This window comes from Streptomyces sp. CA-111067, from assembly GCF_050956065.1.
Classification (GTDB): Bacteria; Actinomycetota; Actinomycetes; order Streptomycetales; family Streptomycetaceae; genus Actinacidiphila.
The window spans coordinates 8,162,321-8,177,640 of the sequence record NZ_CP192103.1 but is presented as its reverse complement, the minus strand read 5'-3'; the positions used below and the strand labels follow the sequence as shown (position 1 = coordinate 8,177,640).

10 protein-coding genes are annotated in these 15,320 nt (G+C 72.6%); 1 reads left to right on the top strand and 9 read right to left on the bottom strand.

Going from position 1 to position 15,320, the window contains the following annotated elements; genetic code table 11:
- Positions 1-44 precede the first annotated feature (44 nt).
- Both ACQPW6_RS36065 and ACQPW6_RS36060 read right to left on the bottom strand, forming a co-directional pair.
- Positions 45-227 (bottom strand): hypothetical protein, encoded by a 183-nt coding sequence (locus tag ACQPW6_RS36065; RefSeq protein WP_433893938.1) that lies wholly within the window; start codon positions 225-227, stop codon positions 45-47.
- Positions 228-310: 83 nt separating this feature from the next.
- Positions 311-2,728 (bottom strand): Tex family protein, encoded by a 2,418-nt coding sequence (locus ACQPW6_RS36060; protein ID WP_433893937.1) that lies wholly within the window; start codon positions 2,726-2,728, stop codon positions 311-313.
- A gap of 296 nt (positions 2,729-3,024) precedes the next feature.
- On the opposite strand from ACQPW6_RS36060, the gene ACQPW6_RS36055 reads away from it, so the two are divergent.
- Positions 3,025-4,104, top strand: coding sequence for a fatty acid desaturase family protein (locus ACQPW6_RS36055; protein WP_433893936.1), 1,080 nt, complete (start codon positions 3,025-3,027; stop codon positions 4,102-4,104).
- Positions 4,105-4,192: 88 nt separating this feature from the next.
- Here ACQPW6_RS36055 and ACQPW6_RS36050 read toward each other — a convergent pair whose 3' ends face one another.
- The 7 genes from ACQPW6_RS36050 to ACQPW6_RS36020 all read right to left on the bottom strand — a co-directional run bounded on the left by ACQPW6_RS36050 (position 4,193) and on the right by ACQPW6_RS36020 (position 15,051).
- Entirely contained in the window at positions 4,193-5,599 is a 1,407-nt protein-coding gene (locus tag ACQPW6_RS36050; RefSeq protein ID WP_433893935.1) for a M1 family metallopeptidase, read from the bottom strand.
- Positions 5,600-5,742: 143 nt separating this feature from the next.
- Positions 5,743-7,926, bottom strand: a complete 2,184-nt coding sequence (locus tag ACQPW6_RS36045; RefSeq protein WP_433893934.1) for a 3-hydroxyacyl-CoA dehydrogenase NAD-binding domain-containing protein — start codon at positions 7,924-7,926, stop codon at positions 5,743-5,745.
- Between the two features lie 32 nt (positions 7,927-7,958).
- Positions 7,959-9,173 carry an acetyl-CoA C-acetyltransferase gene (locus ACQPW6_RS36040; RefSeq protein ID WP_433893933.1) on the bottom strand — a complete coding sequence of 405 codons (1,215 nt, stop codon included), beginning with the start codon at positions 9,171-9,173 and terminating at the stop codon, positions 7,959-7,961.
- Positions 9,174-9,200: 27 nt separating this feature from the next.
- On the bottom strand, positions 9,201-10,430 hold the full coding sequence (locus ACQPW6_RS36035; RefSeq protein WP_433893932.1) for a CaiB/BaiF CoA transferase family protein: 1,230 nt from the start codon (positions 10,428-10,430) through the stop codon (positions 9,201-9,203).
- A 109-nt stretch (positions 10,431-10,539) separates the two neighbouring features.
- Positions 10,540-12,465, bottom strand: a complete 1,926-nt coding sequence (locus ACQPW6_RS36030) for a primary-amine oxidase (RefSeq protein WP_433893931.1) — start codon at positions 12,463-12,465, stop codon at positions 10,540-10,542.
- Between the two features lie 112 nt (positions 12,466-12,577).
- On the bottom strand, positions 12,578-14,101 hold the full coding sequence (locus ACQPW6_RS36025; protein WP_433893930.1) for an APC family permease: 1,524 nt from the start codon (positions 14,099-14,101) through the stop codon (positions 12,578-12,580).
- A gap of 41 nt (positions 14,102-14,142) precedes the next feature.
- The gene (locus tag ACQPW6_RS36020) at positions 14,143-15,051 is read right to left on the bottom strand and encodes a hypothetical protein (protein WP_433893929.1); all 909 of its coding nucleotides are present in this window, start codon (positions 15,049-15,051) and stop codon (positions 14,143-14,145) included.
- Positions 15,052-15,320: the final 269 nt, after the last annotated feature.

Below are 15,320 nucleotides of genomic sequence, written 5' to 3'. Positions count from 1 at the left end.
CGGATGCGTGATCGATACCGCATCCTACTGGGGGTCTTGCCAGGTCAGCGACCTATTTGCCGCCGGCTCACGCGCCGCAGCCGGCGCCGCTGCGAGGAGTCGAGCGTCATGTACGCGGCAACCGGGACGCCGACGATGATCAGGAAGGTGACCCACCACGGCACCCAGATGAGCAGGATCAGACCCACCACCACGCCGCCGACCGCGAGCTTCGCTGGACTTGCCATTCCCCGCCTCCATCCCGCGGCCACCCACACCGCTCACACACCACTCCTACCCATTCGAACGCGCGGCAGCCCGCTCCGGTTCCCTACTTGCCTCCGGTCAGCCCCGCCCGCCGCAGCGCGTCCGCCATCGCGCCGCCCGCGGTCGAACCCGATCCGGCACCGGCCCCGGCACCCCCGCCCGACCCGCCGCCACGGCGTCCGCCACCCTGGCCGCCACCCTGGTTGCTGCCCTGCCCACCGCCCCGGCCGCCCTGCCGCGGCGGCGCGCCCCGCCGCTCACCGCCGCCGCCCGCGCCGCCGCGCTGCCCCCGCCCGGCGCCCGGCTCGTCGTCGAGCCGCAGCGTCAGCGAGATCCGCTTGCGCGGCAGGTCCACGTCGAGCACCTTGACCCGCACGATGTCACCGGGCTTGACCACCTCGCGCGGATCGGACACGTACGAGTTCGAGAGCGCCGAGACGTGCACAAGCCCGTCCTGGTGCACGCCGACGTCCACGAAGGCGCCGAAGGCCGCCACATTGGTGACCACGCCCTCCAGTAGCATCCCGGGCCGCAGGTCCTTCATCTCCTCCACGCCCTCCTTGAAGGTCGCGGTCTTGAAGGCCGGCCTCGGGTCGCGGCCCGGCTTCTCCAGCTCGGCGAGGATGTCGGTGACGGTCGGCAGCCCGAAGGAGTCGTCCACGAACTCCTGCGGGCGCAGGTTCCGCAGCACCCCTCCGTTGCCGATCAGCGCGGGCACGGCGGTGCCGGCCTTGGCGCTGATCCGGCGCACCACCGGATACGCCTCCGGGTGCACGCTGGACGCGTCCAGCGGGTCGTCGCCGCCGGGGATCCGCAGGAAGCCGGCGCACTGCTCGTACGCCTTGGGGCCGAGCCTGGCGACCTCCTTGAGGTCCTTGCGGGTGCGGAACCGGCCGTTGGTGTCGCGGTGCGCCACGATGTTGGCGGCCAGGCCCTCGGTGATGCCGGAGACCCGGCGCAGCAGCGGCACGGACGCGGTGTTGACGTCCACGCCGACGCCGTTCACGCAGTCCTCGACCACCGCGTCGAGTGAACGGGACAGCTTCAGCTCCGACAGGTCGTGCTGGTACTGGCCGACGCCGATCGACCGCGGGTCGATCTTGACCAGCTCGGCCAGCGGGTCCTGCAACCGGCGGGCGATCGAGACGGCGCCGCGCAGCGACACGTCCAGCTCCGGCAGCTCGGCGGAGGCGTAGGCGGACGCGGAGTAGACCGACGCGCCGGCCTCGGAGACCACCGCCTTGGTGAGCTTCAGCTCCGGGTTCAGCCGGATCAGGTCGGCGGCGAGCTTGTCGGTCTCCCGGGACGCGGTGCCGTTGCCGATCGCGATCAGGTCGACATCGTGCGCCTTGGCCAGCCGGGCCAGGCTCGCCAGCGACTCGTCCCAGCGGTTGCGCGGCACGTGCGGGTAGATCGTGTCGGTGGCCACCACCTTGCCGGTGCCGTCCACCACGGCGACCTTCACCCCGGTACGCAGCCCCGGGTCCAGGCCCATGGTGGCGCGGGTGCCGGCGGGCGCGGCAAGCAGCAGGTCGCGCAGGTTCGCGGCGAAGACCCGTACCGCCTCGTCCTCGGCCTCCTGGCGCAGCCGCACCCGCAGGTCGATGCCGAGCCTGACCAGGAAGCGGGTCCGCCAGGCCCAGCGGACGGTGTCGGCGAGCCACTTGTCCCCGGGCCTGCCGCGGTCGGCGATGCCGAACTGCTGCGCGATACGGCGCTCGAAGCTGGTCGGCCCCTCGGAGGGCTCCTCCGGCTCCAGGGTGAGGTCGAGCACCTCCTCCTTCTCGCCGCGCAGCATCGCGAGCACCCGGTGCGAGGGCAGCTTGCCGAACGGCTCGGTGAAGTCGAAGTAGTCGGAGAACTTGGCGCCGGCCTCCTCCTTGCCGTCCCGGACGGCGGCCACCAGCCGGCCGCGGGTCCACATCCGGGTGCGCAGCTCGCCGACCAGGTCGGCGTCCTCGGAGAACCGCTCGGTGAGGATCGAGCGGGCGCCGTCCAGCGCCGCGGCGGCGTCCTCCACGCCCTTGTCGGCGCTGACGTAGCCGGCCGCCTCGGCCTGCGGGTCGAGGGAGGGGTCGGCCAGCAGCCGGTCGGCGAGCGGTTCGAGGCCGGCCTCGCGGGCGATCTGCGCCTTGGTGCGCCGCTTGGGCTTGAACGGCAGGTAGATGTCCTCGAGGCGCGCCTTGGAGTCGGCCGCCATGATCTGCGCCTTGAGCGCGTCGTCCAGTTTGCCCTGCGCCTCGATGGACTCCAGGACGGCCGCGCGCCGCTCGTCCAGCTCCCGCAGGTAGCGCAGCCGCTCCTCCAGGTTGCGCAGCTGCTCGTCGTCGAGGGTGCCGGTCGCCTCCTTGCGGTAGCGCGCGATGAACGGCACAGTGGCCCCACCGTCCAGCAGGTCGACGGCCGCTCTCACCTGTCCTTCGCGTACGCCTAGCTCGCCGGCGATCCTGGCCTCGACCGATCCGTTGCCGCTGATGATCATGCTCCTCAGACGCTGGGCTGGTTTCCCCTGCATGTTAGGGGAACCGCCGCTCGCCACCGGGCGTTCTGACAGGTACGACTGGCCGGGACATTCGGCCGAGCAGAGATCGTTCGTAGGTCCCCAAGGACACTCCCTGGCCGTATCAGGTAGGGATAACCCCCCTGTTCGACGGGGGGAACGGCACCCCGCACATCCGGGTGATGGTGCCATGGTCCGGGGCGGGCGGTGGTTCGTAACGTCGCAGTACGGCCCGGCCGGGCCGTGCACCGAGCACCGTCCTAGTCCGAGGAGCGTCCATGACCCCTGCTGTGCCCACACTCACCGAGGCCCCCGAGCGGGAGGCGACAGCGGAGCCGGGAGCCGCGGAGACCGGCAGCCAGTTCGCCCCGCTGCTCAGGCAGGTGAGGGACGCCGGGCTGCTCAAGCGCAGGACCGGCCACTACACCTTGTCACTCACCGTGAACCTGCTGGCCTTCGCCGCGGTGTGGACGGCGGTGGTGCTGGTCGGCGGCACCGGTACGTGGTGGGTGCTCGCGCTCGCCCTGCCGGCGGCGGTGCTCTCGGCGCGCAGCGGGTTCGTCGGGCATGACGCCGGGCACCAGCAGATCGCGTCCAGCCGCCGGGTCAACCGGGCGATAGCCCTCTTCCACGGCAACCTGCTGCTCGGCATGGGCGCGGGCTGGTGGACCGACAAGCACAACCGGCACCACGCGAACCCCAACCATGTGGGCAAGGATCCGGATGTCGAGGTCGGCGCCCTGGTGTGGACGCGGGCCCAGGCGGTCGAGCGGGAGGGCTTCGCGCGCTTCCTGACCAAGCACCAGGCGCGGCTGTTCTTCCCGATGCTGCTGCTCGAAGGGCTCGCGCTGAAGGTGGCCAGCTTCCAGGACCTGCGCAAGCGCCCGCCGCGCGAGCGGCTGGTGGAGGGCGTCCTGCTGGTCGTCCACCTGCTCGGCTACGCGGCGCTGCTGCTGACCGTGATGCCGGTCCCGCAGGCGATCGCCTTCGCGGTGCTGCACCACGCACTGTTCGGCGTGCACCTGGGCTGCGCGTTCGCGCCGAACCACAAGGGCATGGAGATGCCCGAGGAGGGCTCGCGCTGGGGCCACCTGCGCCGCCAGGTGCTCACCTCGCGCAATGTGCGCGGCAACCCGGTCACCGACTACTTCCTCGGCGGCCTGAACTACCAGATCGAGCACCACCTCTTCCCCAGCCTGCCCCGGCCGCACCTGCGTCTGGTCCAGCCGCTGGTGCGCGCCCACTGCAACCGGCTGGGTGTGAAGTACACCGAGACCGGCCTGGTCGACTCCTATGTGCAGGCACTGCGCCACATGCACGACGTGGGCGCCCCGCTGCGCACCGGCGTCGCGGTCTGACGGACGCGGTCTGACGGACGCGATCTGACGGACGCGGTCTGACGGTCACCACAATTGACGGGCCATCGCCTGACGGCCCGTCAAACCCTCACAGCTGCGAGGGTTTCGCGCGGCCGTACAGCCAGGTGTCGAACAGCGCGGTCAGGTCGCGCTTGGTGTAGCGCCGGCAGAAGGCGGTGAAGTCGGCCGTCGAGGCGTTGCCCTGCCGGTGCGCCGCGGGCCAGGCCCGCAGCAGGGCGGAGAAGGCGGTGTCCCCCAGGGCGCGGCGCAGCTCGTAGAGCACCAGCGCGCCGCGGCCGTAGACCGGGGCCGCGGTGACCTGCGCGGCGGAGGGCGGAGTGGCCGGCGGGAAGGCCCAGTTCGCGGGGTCGGCGAACGCCTGCGCCGCACTCTGCGCCACGGTGGCGCCTCCCTCGTGCTGCTGCCACAGCCACTGCGTGTACGTGGCGAAGCCCTCGTTGAGCCAGATGTCCTGCCAGGAGCTCGGGGTGACCAGATCGCCGAACCACTGGTGGGACAGCTCATGCACCAGGGTGCTGACATCGAGTGCGGGCCCGGTGCCGTCACCGGGGAAGAACGGCCGGTTCTGGGTCTCCAGCGCGTAGCCGACCGACCCGGCCGGCAGGTGGTCCACGATCGCGCCCACCGAGCCGAAGGGGTAGCGGCCGAACAGCCCGCTCTCCCAGTCCACGATCTCCGGGAGCCTGCGCAGCGCCGCCGAGGTGGCCGCATCGGCGGAGCGCGGATCGACGGCGGAGTAGACCGGCACCCCGCCACCCGTACGTCCGGTGCTGATGTCGTAGTGCCCGATGCCGACGGTGGCCAGGTAGCTCGCCATCGGCGCGGTGCTGCGCCAGTGGTAGGCGGTACGGCCGCTACTGCTGGTGCGGCCGGCCAGTTCGCCGTTGGAGACGACCTGGAGGCCGTCGGGAACGGTGACGGTGATGTCGTAGGCCGCCTTGTCCGACGGGTGGTCGTCACCGGGGAACCAGGCCATCGAGCCGACCGGTTCGCCCAGCGCCACGGCGCCGTCGTCGGTACGGAACCAGCCCTCGTGCGAGCCGTCGGGGTCGGTGAGCGTGCGCGGCACCCCCTGGTAGGCCACGGTGGCCTCGAAGCGGTCGCCGCGGCGCAGCGCGGTGGCGGGCCGTACGGTCAGCTCGGTGCCGGAGCGGCCGGTCTTCGCGGCGCGGCCCGCGACGGTGACGCGGGTGACGGTCAGCCCCGCGAGGTCCAGGTTGAAGCGGCGCAGGTCCTGCGTCGCGGTGGCGGTGATCACGGCGGTGCCGGCCAGCCGGCCGGTCGCCGGGTCGTAGCCGAGGTCGAGCCCGTAGTGCGAGACGTCGTAGCCGCCGTTGCCCGCGGCCGGGAACAGCCGGTCGCCGACCCCGGGCGCCCCGTCGGCCGGACCGGACCGGCCACCGGAGCACGCGGCGCACAGCAGGCCGGCCAGCAGCAGGGACAGGGCCGCACGAGGCGGCGGCAGGGTGCGCACGCGGGCCAGCGTACGAGACGGCGGGGCTCTCACCGCGCTGGTGGCACGGCGATGCCGTCCGGGTGCCCGGCGCCTGGCGGCCGGCCTCACGGCGGCCTGGGGCGCGTCCACCGATGAACGCACGGGGAACGCGCCCCACCGGGTCAGTCGCTGAACCGCTCCCCCCGCTCGGCCTTCGCCACCAGCAGCGCCGGCGGCGTGAAGCGCTCGCCGTAGGCGGCGGCCAGTTCCCGAGCGCGGGCGGTGAAGCCGGCCGGGCCGCCCTCGTACCCGTTGATGTACTGGAGCACCCCGCCGGTCCAGGCCGGGAAGCCGATGCCCAGCACCGAGCCGATGTTGGCGTCCGCGACCGAGGTCAGGACGCCCTCCTCCAGCAGCCGTACGGTGTCGAGCGACTCGGCGAACAGCATCCGCTCCTGCATGTCCCGCAGCGGGACGCCGAAGCCGGTCTGCCCGCTGCCGGTCCCGCCGAAGTGCTCGGCGAGGCCCGGCCACAGCCGGGTGCGGCGGCCTCCCTCGTAGTCGTAGAAGCCGGCGCCGCCGCTGCGGCCGGTGCGGCCGAACTCGTCCACCATGCGGTCGATGACCCGCTCGGCGGGGTGCTCCTGCCAGACCCCGCCGGCCGCCTCGACGGCCTCGCGGGTCTCCTGCCGGATCTTGCGGGGCAGCGTCAGGGTCAGCTCGTCGAGCAGCGACAGCACCTTCGCCGGGTAGCCGGCCTGCGCGGCGGCCTGCTCGACGGACGCGGCGGCGATGCCCTCGCCGACCATCGCCACGCCCTCGTTGATGAACTGGCCGATCACCCGGGAGGTGAAGAAGCCGCGCGAGTCGTTGACCACGATCGGCGTCTTGCGGATCTGCCTGACCAGGTCGAAGGCCCGGGCCAGCGCCTCGTCACCGGTGCGCTCGCCCTTGATGATCTCCACCAGCGGCATCCGGTCCACCGGCGAGAAGAAGTGCAGCCCGATGAAGTCCGGCTGCCGCCGCACCCCTTCGGCCAGCACCGAGATGGGCAGCGTGGAGGTGTTGGAGCACAGCAGGGCGTCCGGCGCGACGATGTGCTCGATCTCCTGGAACACCTTGTGCTTCAGGGCCGCGTCCTCGAACACCGCCTCGATCACCGCGTCGCAGCCGGCCAGGTCCGCCGGGTCGGCGGTGGGGGTGATCCGGGCCAGCAGCGCGTCCCGCTTCTGCGGGGTGGTGCGGCCCTTGGCCAGCGCCTTGTCGAGCAGCCCGGCCGAGTACGCCTTGCCGCGCTCGGCGGCCTCGGCGGAGACGTCCTTGAGTACGACGTCCAGGCCGGCCCTGGCGCAGGAGTAGGCGATCCCGGCGCCCATCATGCCCGCGCCGAGCACCGCGACCCTGGTGACCGGCCGCGGCGGGACGCCGTCGGGGCGGCCGGCGCCGGAGTTGACGGCCTGCATGTCGAAGAAGAACGCCTGGATCATGTTCTTCGAGACCGGTCCGCAGGCCAGTTCGGTGAAGTAGCGGGCCTCGATGACGGTGGCGTTGTCGATGTCCACCTGCGCGCCCTCGACCGCGGCGGCCAGGATGTTGCGCGGCGCCGGGTAGGGCGCGCCGGCCAGCCGCTTGCGCAGGTTGGCGGGGAAGGCCGGCAGGTTGGCGGCGAAGGCGGGGCTCTTCGGGGTGCCGCCGGGGATCTTGTAACCGGGCTCGTCCCACGGCTGCCTGGCCTCCGGGTTGGCCAGGATGAACGCGCGGGCGCTCGCCAGCATGGCCTCCCGGTCGGCGGCGACCTCATGGATGAGGCCGGCCTCCAGGGCGCGCTGCGGCGCGTACTGCCGGCCCTGGAGCAGCACCTTGAGCAGCGCGTCGGCGATGCCGAGCAGCCGCACGGTGCGCACCACCCCGCCGCCGCCGGGCAGCAGGCCGAGGGTGACCTCGGGGCAGCCGACCTTGGTGCCGGGCGCGTCCAGCGCGATCCGGTGGTGGCAGGCGAGCGCGATCTCGAAACCGCCGCCGAGTGCCGCGCCGTTGATGGCGGCGACCACCGGCTTGCCGAGGGTCTCCAGGCGGCGCAGCCGGCGCTTGATCCGCATCGAGCCGGCGAAGACGTCGGCGGCGGTGTCGGGGGTGGCGCGGATCAGGTCGCGCAGGTCGCCGCCCGCGAAGAAGGTCTTCTTGGCCGAGGTGACGATGATGCCGCGCACCCCGTCGAGTTGGGCCTCAAGGCGGTCGAGGGTGGCGTCCAGGGACTCGGCGAAGGCCGCGTTCATGGTGTTGGCCGACTGGCCCGGGTCGTCGAGGACGAGGGTGACGATGCCCTCGGCGTCCTGCTCCCAGCGGATGGTGGTGGACTCGCTCATGGTCTACGGGCTCCGTAAAGGGGTGGGGGACGTCAGAGGCGTTCGACGACGGTGGCGACACCCATGCCGCCGCCGACGCAGAGGGTGGCGAGTCCGTACCGCTGCTCGCGCCGCTCCAGCTCGTCGATGAGGGTGCCGAGCAGCATCGCGCCGGTGGCGCCCAGCGGGTGGCCGAGCGCGATGGCCCCGCCGTTGACGTTGACCTTGTCGAGGCTGACGCCCATGTCGGAGGCGAAGCGCAGGACGACCGCGGCGAACGCCTCGTTCATCTCGATCAGGTCGATGTCGTCGATGCCGAGGCCGGCCTTGGCGAGCGCCTTGCGGGCGGCGGGCGCGGGGCCGGTCAGCATGATGGTCGGCTCGGAGCCGGAGACGGCGGCGCCGACGATCCGGGCCCGGGGCTCAAGGCCGTAGCGCTCGCCGATCTCCCGGCTGCCGACGGCGACCAGGGCGGCGCCGTCCACGATGCCGGAGGAGTTGCCGGCGTGGTGGACGTGGTCGATGGCCTCCACCCAGTGGTACTTCTGCAGCGCGACGGCGTCGAAGCCGCCGGCGTCGCCGATCATCGCGAAGGACGGCTTGAGGGCGGCCAGCGACTCGGGGGTGGTGCCGGGCCGCATGTGCTCGTCGTGGTCGAGGACGGTCAGCCCGTTGCGGTCGGTGACCGGCACCACCGAGCGGGCGAACCGGCCCTCCTTCCATGCCTCGGCCGCGCGCTCCTGGGACAGCGAGGCGTAGCTGTCGACGTCGTGCCTGGTCCAGCCGCCGAGGGTGGCGATCAGGTCGGCGCCGATGCCCTGCGGTACGAAGCCGGTGGCGTAGGACGTCATCGGGTCCATCGCCCAGGCACCGCCGTCGGAGCCCATCGCGACCCGGGACATCGACTCGACGCCGCCGGCCAGGATCAGGTCCTCCCAGCCGGAACGGACCTTGGCCGCGGCCAGGTTGACGGCTTCCAGGCCGGAGGCGCAGAAGCGGTTCTCCTGCACCCCGGCCACGGTGTCGGGCAGGCCGGCCGCGATCGCCGCGATCCGGGCGATGTCCGAGCCCTGGTCGCCGATCGGGCTGACGACGCCGAGCACGATGTCGTCGATGGCGGCCGGGTCGAGGCCGGGGAAGCGGCGGCGCAGTTCGTGGATGAGGCCGACGACGAGGTCGATCGGCTTGGTGCCGTGCAGGGATCCGTTCGCCTTGCCGCGCCCGCGCGGGGTGCGTACGGCGTCGTAGACGTAGGCGTCGGTGCTCAACGTCGTGCCTTTCGTGAAGGGGGCGGGTCAGTCGGCGTGCGGTGGGCCGGGCTTCTTCGGGAGCTGAGGGAGTTCGGACGGTTCGCGCGGTCCGGACGCGGCGGGGTCGTGTGCCGCCAGCGCCGGCGCGTCCCAGTCGCGGGCCACCTCCGCGGTGTGCGCGCCGGGTCGGGCCGGCGGGCGGCGCACGGCTGTCGGTGTGGCCGAGAAGCGCGGCGCGGGCGCCGGCTGCAGCAGGCCCGCGGCCTCGGTGAAGGTGCCGCGGGCCGCCAGGTGCGGATGCGCCGGGGCCTCACCCGGTGAGAGTACGGGCGCGGCGCACGCGTCGGAACCGTCGAACACGCCGGTCCACTCCTCGCGGGTGCGGCCGCGGAACCGTTCGGCGACGGCGGCCCGCAGCTCCTCCCAGCGGGCCGGGTCGGCGCGCCAGGCCGCCTGCTCGGCGGGCAGGCCGAGCAGCCGGCAGAAGTCGTCGTAGAAGCGCTGTTCCAGGGCGCCGACGGCCATGTGGCCGCCGTCGGAGGTCTGGTAGACGCCGTAGAACGGGGCGCTGCCGTCGAGCAGGTTGCCGCCGCGCCGGTCGTGCCAGGCGCCGGCCGCGCGCATGCCGTGGATCATCGAGGTGAGGTGCGCGGTGCCGTCCACGATCGCCGCGTCCACCACCTGGCCGGTGCCGTGCTCGCGGGCGTGGTGCAGGGCGGCGAGCAGGCCGGTGACCAGGTAGAGGGAGCCGCCGGCGTAGTCGCCGAGCAGGTTGGCCGGGGCGACCGGGGAGCCGTCGGCGGGTCCTGTCATGCCCAGCGCGCCGGTCACCGCGATGTACCCGATGTCGTGCCCGGCGGCGCCGGCCAGCGGTCCGGTCTGGCCCCAGCCGGTCATCCGGCCGTAGACCAGCCGGGGGTTGCGGGCCAGGCACGCGTCGGGGCCGACGCCGAGCCGCTCGGCGACGCCCGGGCGGTAGCCCTCGATCAGCAGGTCGGCGCGCTCGGCCAGGTCGAGCACGGTGGCCGGGCCGCCGGCCGCCTTGAGGTCCACCAGCACCGAGCGCTTGTTGCGGTTGGTGATGTCGTGGCGGGGCTCGATGCCGAGCCCGGCGCCGCCCGGCCGGTCGACCCGGACGACGTCGGCGCCCAGGTCCGCGAGCAGCATGGCGGCGAACGGTCCCGGGCCGATCCCGGCCAGCTCCAGCACCCGCAGGCCGGCCAGCGGGCCGGTCGGGGCGGACGGGCTCGCCGGGTTCGGCACTTCTGATGTCACATCAGTGATGCTAGGAACGTGTTCCAGTTTTGGCAAGGGCTGACTGAGCGCTCGCTCAGCCGGCCCAGCGGCTGGTCAGGCGCCCGGTCCGGGCGCCGCGGCCCGCCGCTCAGGTGTGGCAGTGGTCCTCCGAGCCGGGTCCGGCCTCCTTCGGCAGGTCCAGCGCCGGGTTGCGGTCGAAGAAGCCGGTGGGCCGCAGGGTGAACCCGACCGGCTCGACCGGCATCACCGGCCAGTCCTCCAGCCGCGGCAGGTGCGTCGGCCCGAACGAGTGCCAGAGGGTCAGGTCGGTGTTCTCCAGCGACTCCCCCGGCCGCGACCACTGCGCGACACCGGCGCCGCCCGGGTGCTGGTTGGGGTAGTCGCCGTCCGGGTAGTGCCGCTCGGGCCGGTACCGGGTCACCCACAGGTGCTTGGTGGCGTAGCCGACCCGCTCGGCGACCGACGAGCCGGGCTGCGCGAGCAGCACCGGGCCGCCGGCGGGCACCAGGGTGTAGGCGACCGGCTGGCCCATCCGGTTCAGCGAGCCGGGGTTGCTGATCCGCCAGCGCCGGCCGGCCGCCGGGTCGGCGAGCCGGCCCGCGTCCCGGCTGTCGGCGACGGCGGTGGCGCGGGTGGTGAAGGCGTTGCCGTTCGGGTTGTCCGGGCCGGTCGGCAGCCGCACCACGTCCACCTCCTCCACGGTGTTGCCGGGACCGTCCACGGCCACGTCCAGCCGGGCGCAGAACAGGTGCTGGTGGAACGGCGCGAGCAGTCCGGGCGCGATCTCGGTGGCGTGCGGCGAGCCGGCGCCGGGCTCGGCGGCGTCGGTCTGGAGCAGCCCGGTGGCCTTGGCCTCGAAGGAGATCGTGCCGTCCTGCCAGAGGTACCAGTAGAAGCCGTAGTCGTAGTTGCCGAGCGTGGCGATGTAGGAGATCACCAGCCGGCGGGAGCGCCGGCTGTCCGCGGCGAGGCCGTCGAAGATGTTGGTGTGCTTCCAGAGCAGGCCGGTGTCCTCCTCGTGCACGCAGACGGCGTTGGGCAGCGTCTGCGGGTTGCCGTGGTCGTCGGCGAGCACGGCGTCCAGGTAGGCGATCTCGCCGAGGCAGTCGCAGCCGAGCCGCAGCGCGTTGGCGTTGCGGCCCAGCAGGTACTCGCCGGCGTCCAGGTAGCAGACCCAGTTGCGGGCCGGGTCGGGCTCGGCGTAGGGGACGGCCATCTCGGCGATCGAGGCGCGGTGCAGCACCGGGCGGTCGCGCTCGCCGTCGCGGTGGGTGAGCTGGTGCAGCACCAGGCCCTCGCGGGCGTTGAAGTCCAGCCGCAGCCGCCAGTTCTGCCACTGGAGCACCGGGCCGTCGATCGTGAAGGACGGGCCCTCGGGCTGGCTGATCTCCAGCGGGCGCAGGTCGGTGCGGGCCGGACCGTTGAACTCGGCCTCGTAGCGCGCGCATTCGAGCGGGGTGGGCACGATGCCGGTGTCGATCAGCCGGATCACCCGGCGTTCCACCAGGTCCACCTCGGCGACGAGGCCGCCGACGGGGTGCGCGAACGGGTTGTCGCCCGCGTCGCAGCGCAGGAAGGTCAGCGAGCGCAGCATCCGGCGGCCGGTCTCCGACTCGATGCCGAAGTTGCCGGCCGCCAGCGGCGCGGCGACCACCAGGGAGGTGTCGGTGACCCCGCGGTCCGCCATCGCCTTGCGCCAGCCCGGGTCGGCCTTGACGATCTCGTCGCAGGTGTCGTACTCCTCGAACAGCAGCGGCGGCTGGCCGTCGATGACGGCGTCCAGGTCGCGGTAGGCCAGCAGCAGCCCGGCGGTGACGTCCACGACCGCCTCGGCGGCCCGGCCGGTCGCGGTGTCGAGCAGGGTGACCCGGACCTGGCGGGAGAAGGCGTGCCCGTCCCGGTGGGCGAGCGCGGCACGGCGGTCGGGCTCCTCGGGCAGGACGAGCGGGAAGCGGGTGGACTCGCCGACCTTCCCCTCGGCCGCGAGCACGGCGCGGGCGGCGCTGATCTCGGCGGCGGTCAGCGGGTCGAGCGGGTGCGCGGAGCGGGTCATGTGGCCTCCTGACGACGGGAGTTCGGGAGAACGGGAACGGCCCGCCGCGCCCTGGTGCCGGGCGGGGCGGGCCGTCGCGCGGGAAGACGGTCGAGGCGTCCGCGCCGAAGGGTCAGGCAGATGCCTCCGAGGCGGCCTTCTCCAGCTGGAACGCCTCGTTGCTCTGGCCGATCCCGGCGTGCACCTCCGGCTTGGTGGCCTTCAGCAGCAGGCCGCGGGTCAGGCCGATGACGGCGGCCAGCGCGATGATGCCGGGCAGGATCCAGCGCAGGCCGTGGCCCGGGTCGGCGCCGAGCAGCACCTCGAAGTCCTTCACCGAGTAGACGAAGATCACCAGCAGCCCGACGGCGGCGAGGGCCGAGGTGACCAGCCGCCAGCCCTGGATCCGGGCCGCGCCGCGCTTGATGAAGAAGGTGATCACGGCGATCGCCGCGGTGGCCATCAGCAGCACGATGCCGAGCGCGCCGACGTTGCCCGCCCAGGTGAACAGCCGCAGCACGGGCGTGGTCGGGTCGCCCTTGGCCTTGTTGTCGGTGACGGCGAAGAGGATGACGACGATGAGCGCGACCAGCGACTGGGCCAGCGATCCGATGGCCGGAGCGCCGCTGGACTTGGACGTGCGGCCGAGCGGGGCGGGCAGCAGGCCGTCGCGGCCCATGGCGAAGGCGTAGCGGGCGACGACGTTGTGGAAGCTCAGCAGCGAGGCGAAGATGCCGGTGATGAAGAAGATGTTCAGCACGTCGGTGAACCCGGTGCCCAGCCGGTCCTGGTTGAGGGCGAAGATCAGGTTCGCGGACTGCTCGCGCGACTGGCCCACCACGTGCCCGGGGCCGGTGGCCACGGTGATCGCCCAGGCGCTGAAGGCGAAGAACACGGTGGCGAAGCCGATCGCCATGAACATCACCTTGGACACCGCGCGCCCGGGGTCGCTGGTCTCCTCGGCGTAGACCGGGGCCTGCTCGAAGCCGACGAACCCGGCGATGGTGAAGCACAGCGCGGTGCCAAGGCCCGCGCCGCTCAGGGTGCTGGGGTTGAAGGCGTGCAGCGAGACGCCCTGCGGGCCGGGGTCGGACAGGAAGCTGACGGCGAAGACCAGGGTGAGCACGGTCTCGACCAGCAGCAGAACGCCCAGCGTCTTGACGTTGAGGTCGATCTTCAGCGCGCCGAAGACCGCGGTGATCGCCACGGCGACCAGCGCCGGGATCCACCAGGCGACGTTGTGGTGCCAGTAGTACTGGATCTGGCTGGAGACCTCGAAGGAGAAGAGCCCGTAGGCGCCGCACTGCATGAGGCTGTAGGAGAAGAGCGCGATGTAGGAGGCGCCGGCGCCTATCGTGCCGCCGAGGCCGCGGGATATGTAGGCGTACAGCGCGCCGGCGTTGTGCACGTGCCGGCTCATCTCGGCGTAGCCGAAGCTGAACAGGACCAGCACCACGCCGACGATGACGAACAGCAGCGGCACACCGACGATGCCCATCGCGGCGAAGGTGGTGGGCATCACGCCGGCCACCACGAGCAGCGGGGCGGTGGCGGCGAGCACGGCGAGCAGCAGGCCCGGAGTGCCGATCCGGTTGGTCCTCAGCGCCCGTTGCTCTCCCTTGAACGTGCTGATCTCGGTATTACTGCCCGTCAGCATGGCTGCGGTCCTTCCGTGGAATGGCGTACTGGTAGCGGGTCTTACGAGGTACCGAAACCGAGCGCGTAGTTGCGCGCGGCGCGGAACGACTTCTTCGGATCGCGGTCGTGGTACGACCAGGGGGTACGGGTCACATGCGGCCCGATCCGGTTGAACAGTGCGGCCGCCGCCACCGTGTCGCCCGAGTGCAGCTTCGCGAACGCCAGGTAGTTCAGGTCCAGGGCGAGCCGCGGATGGCTGCGGCCGTCCCAGTCGAGCCACCAGTCGAAACCGGTCCTGATGCTGCTCCTGGCCCGCGGACTCGTCCAGTACGGCAGCCGGCTCGGATCGGTGGGAAGGGCCCGGGCCGCGGCCAGCGTCCGGTACCTCTCGATCAGTGCGACCAGCGGCAGCATGGACAGCGGCGATCCGCCGCCGGCCTCGCCGGCCGCCCACTCGGCGAACTCGTAGACCTCGTGGAACGGGTCGTCCCCGTCGGTCTTCTGACGCTCCGCCAGGCATTTGGTCATCAGGTAGTGGGCGTGGTGGTGGCCCCGGTGCCGGCCGCGCACCTGGTCGAAGGCGCGGACCTGCTCGTCGTCGGAACCGGTGCTGCGGGCCAGGATCAGCAGCCCGAGCCACGGTGTGGGGTCGTGCGGGGTGGTCCGGGCGGCGCGCAGGCACGCCTCCCGGGCCGATTCGGGGCTCTGCTTGCCCGCCGAGGCGCGGAAGACCGCCGCGAGGGCGTGCAGTGCCGCCGCGTCCGCGCTCTCCGGCTCGGCCAGCAGCCACTCCTGGGCCCAGGCGAGGGTGGACTTGCCCTCGCCGAGTACGACGAGGCGGTGGCCGCGTCTGTCCCAGTCGTCGCCGGTACGGGCGAGCAGCGCGCGGACATCAGCCCAGCGGCCCTGAGTCAGGGCGGCACGGGCCGCGACCAGCTCCTCGTCTCCGAGTGCCGGATCAAAAGCCACTTCGTCCTTGCCACGCGTGAAGCGGAAGGGTGGCGGAGGTGGGGTCATCCGCGGGCAGCCCTCCACGGCGCGCGATACGTCATGTGATCACGCACAGCCAACCGTCACTCGCCACCCGCGACAAGACTGGACCTGTTGTCTCGCTGTAGTCCCGTATCGTTACCGGGGTTTGACACACCGAACCGGGAGTTCGGGCCGATCGGCTGCGCCGATGACCGGATTCCTGATATTCGAATATCTGACCGCGGTTGTCTCGCAGCGCAGTTGGG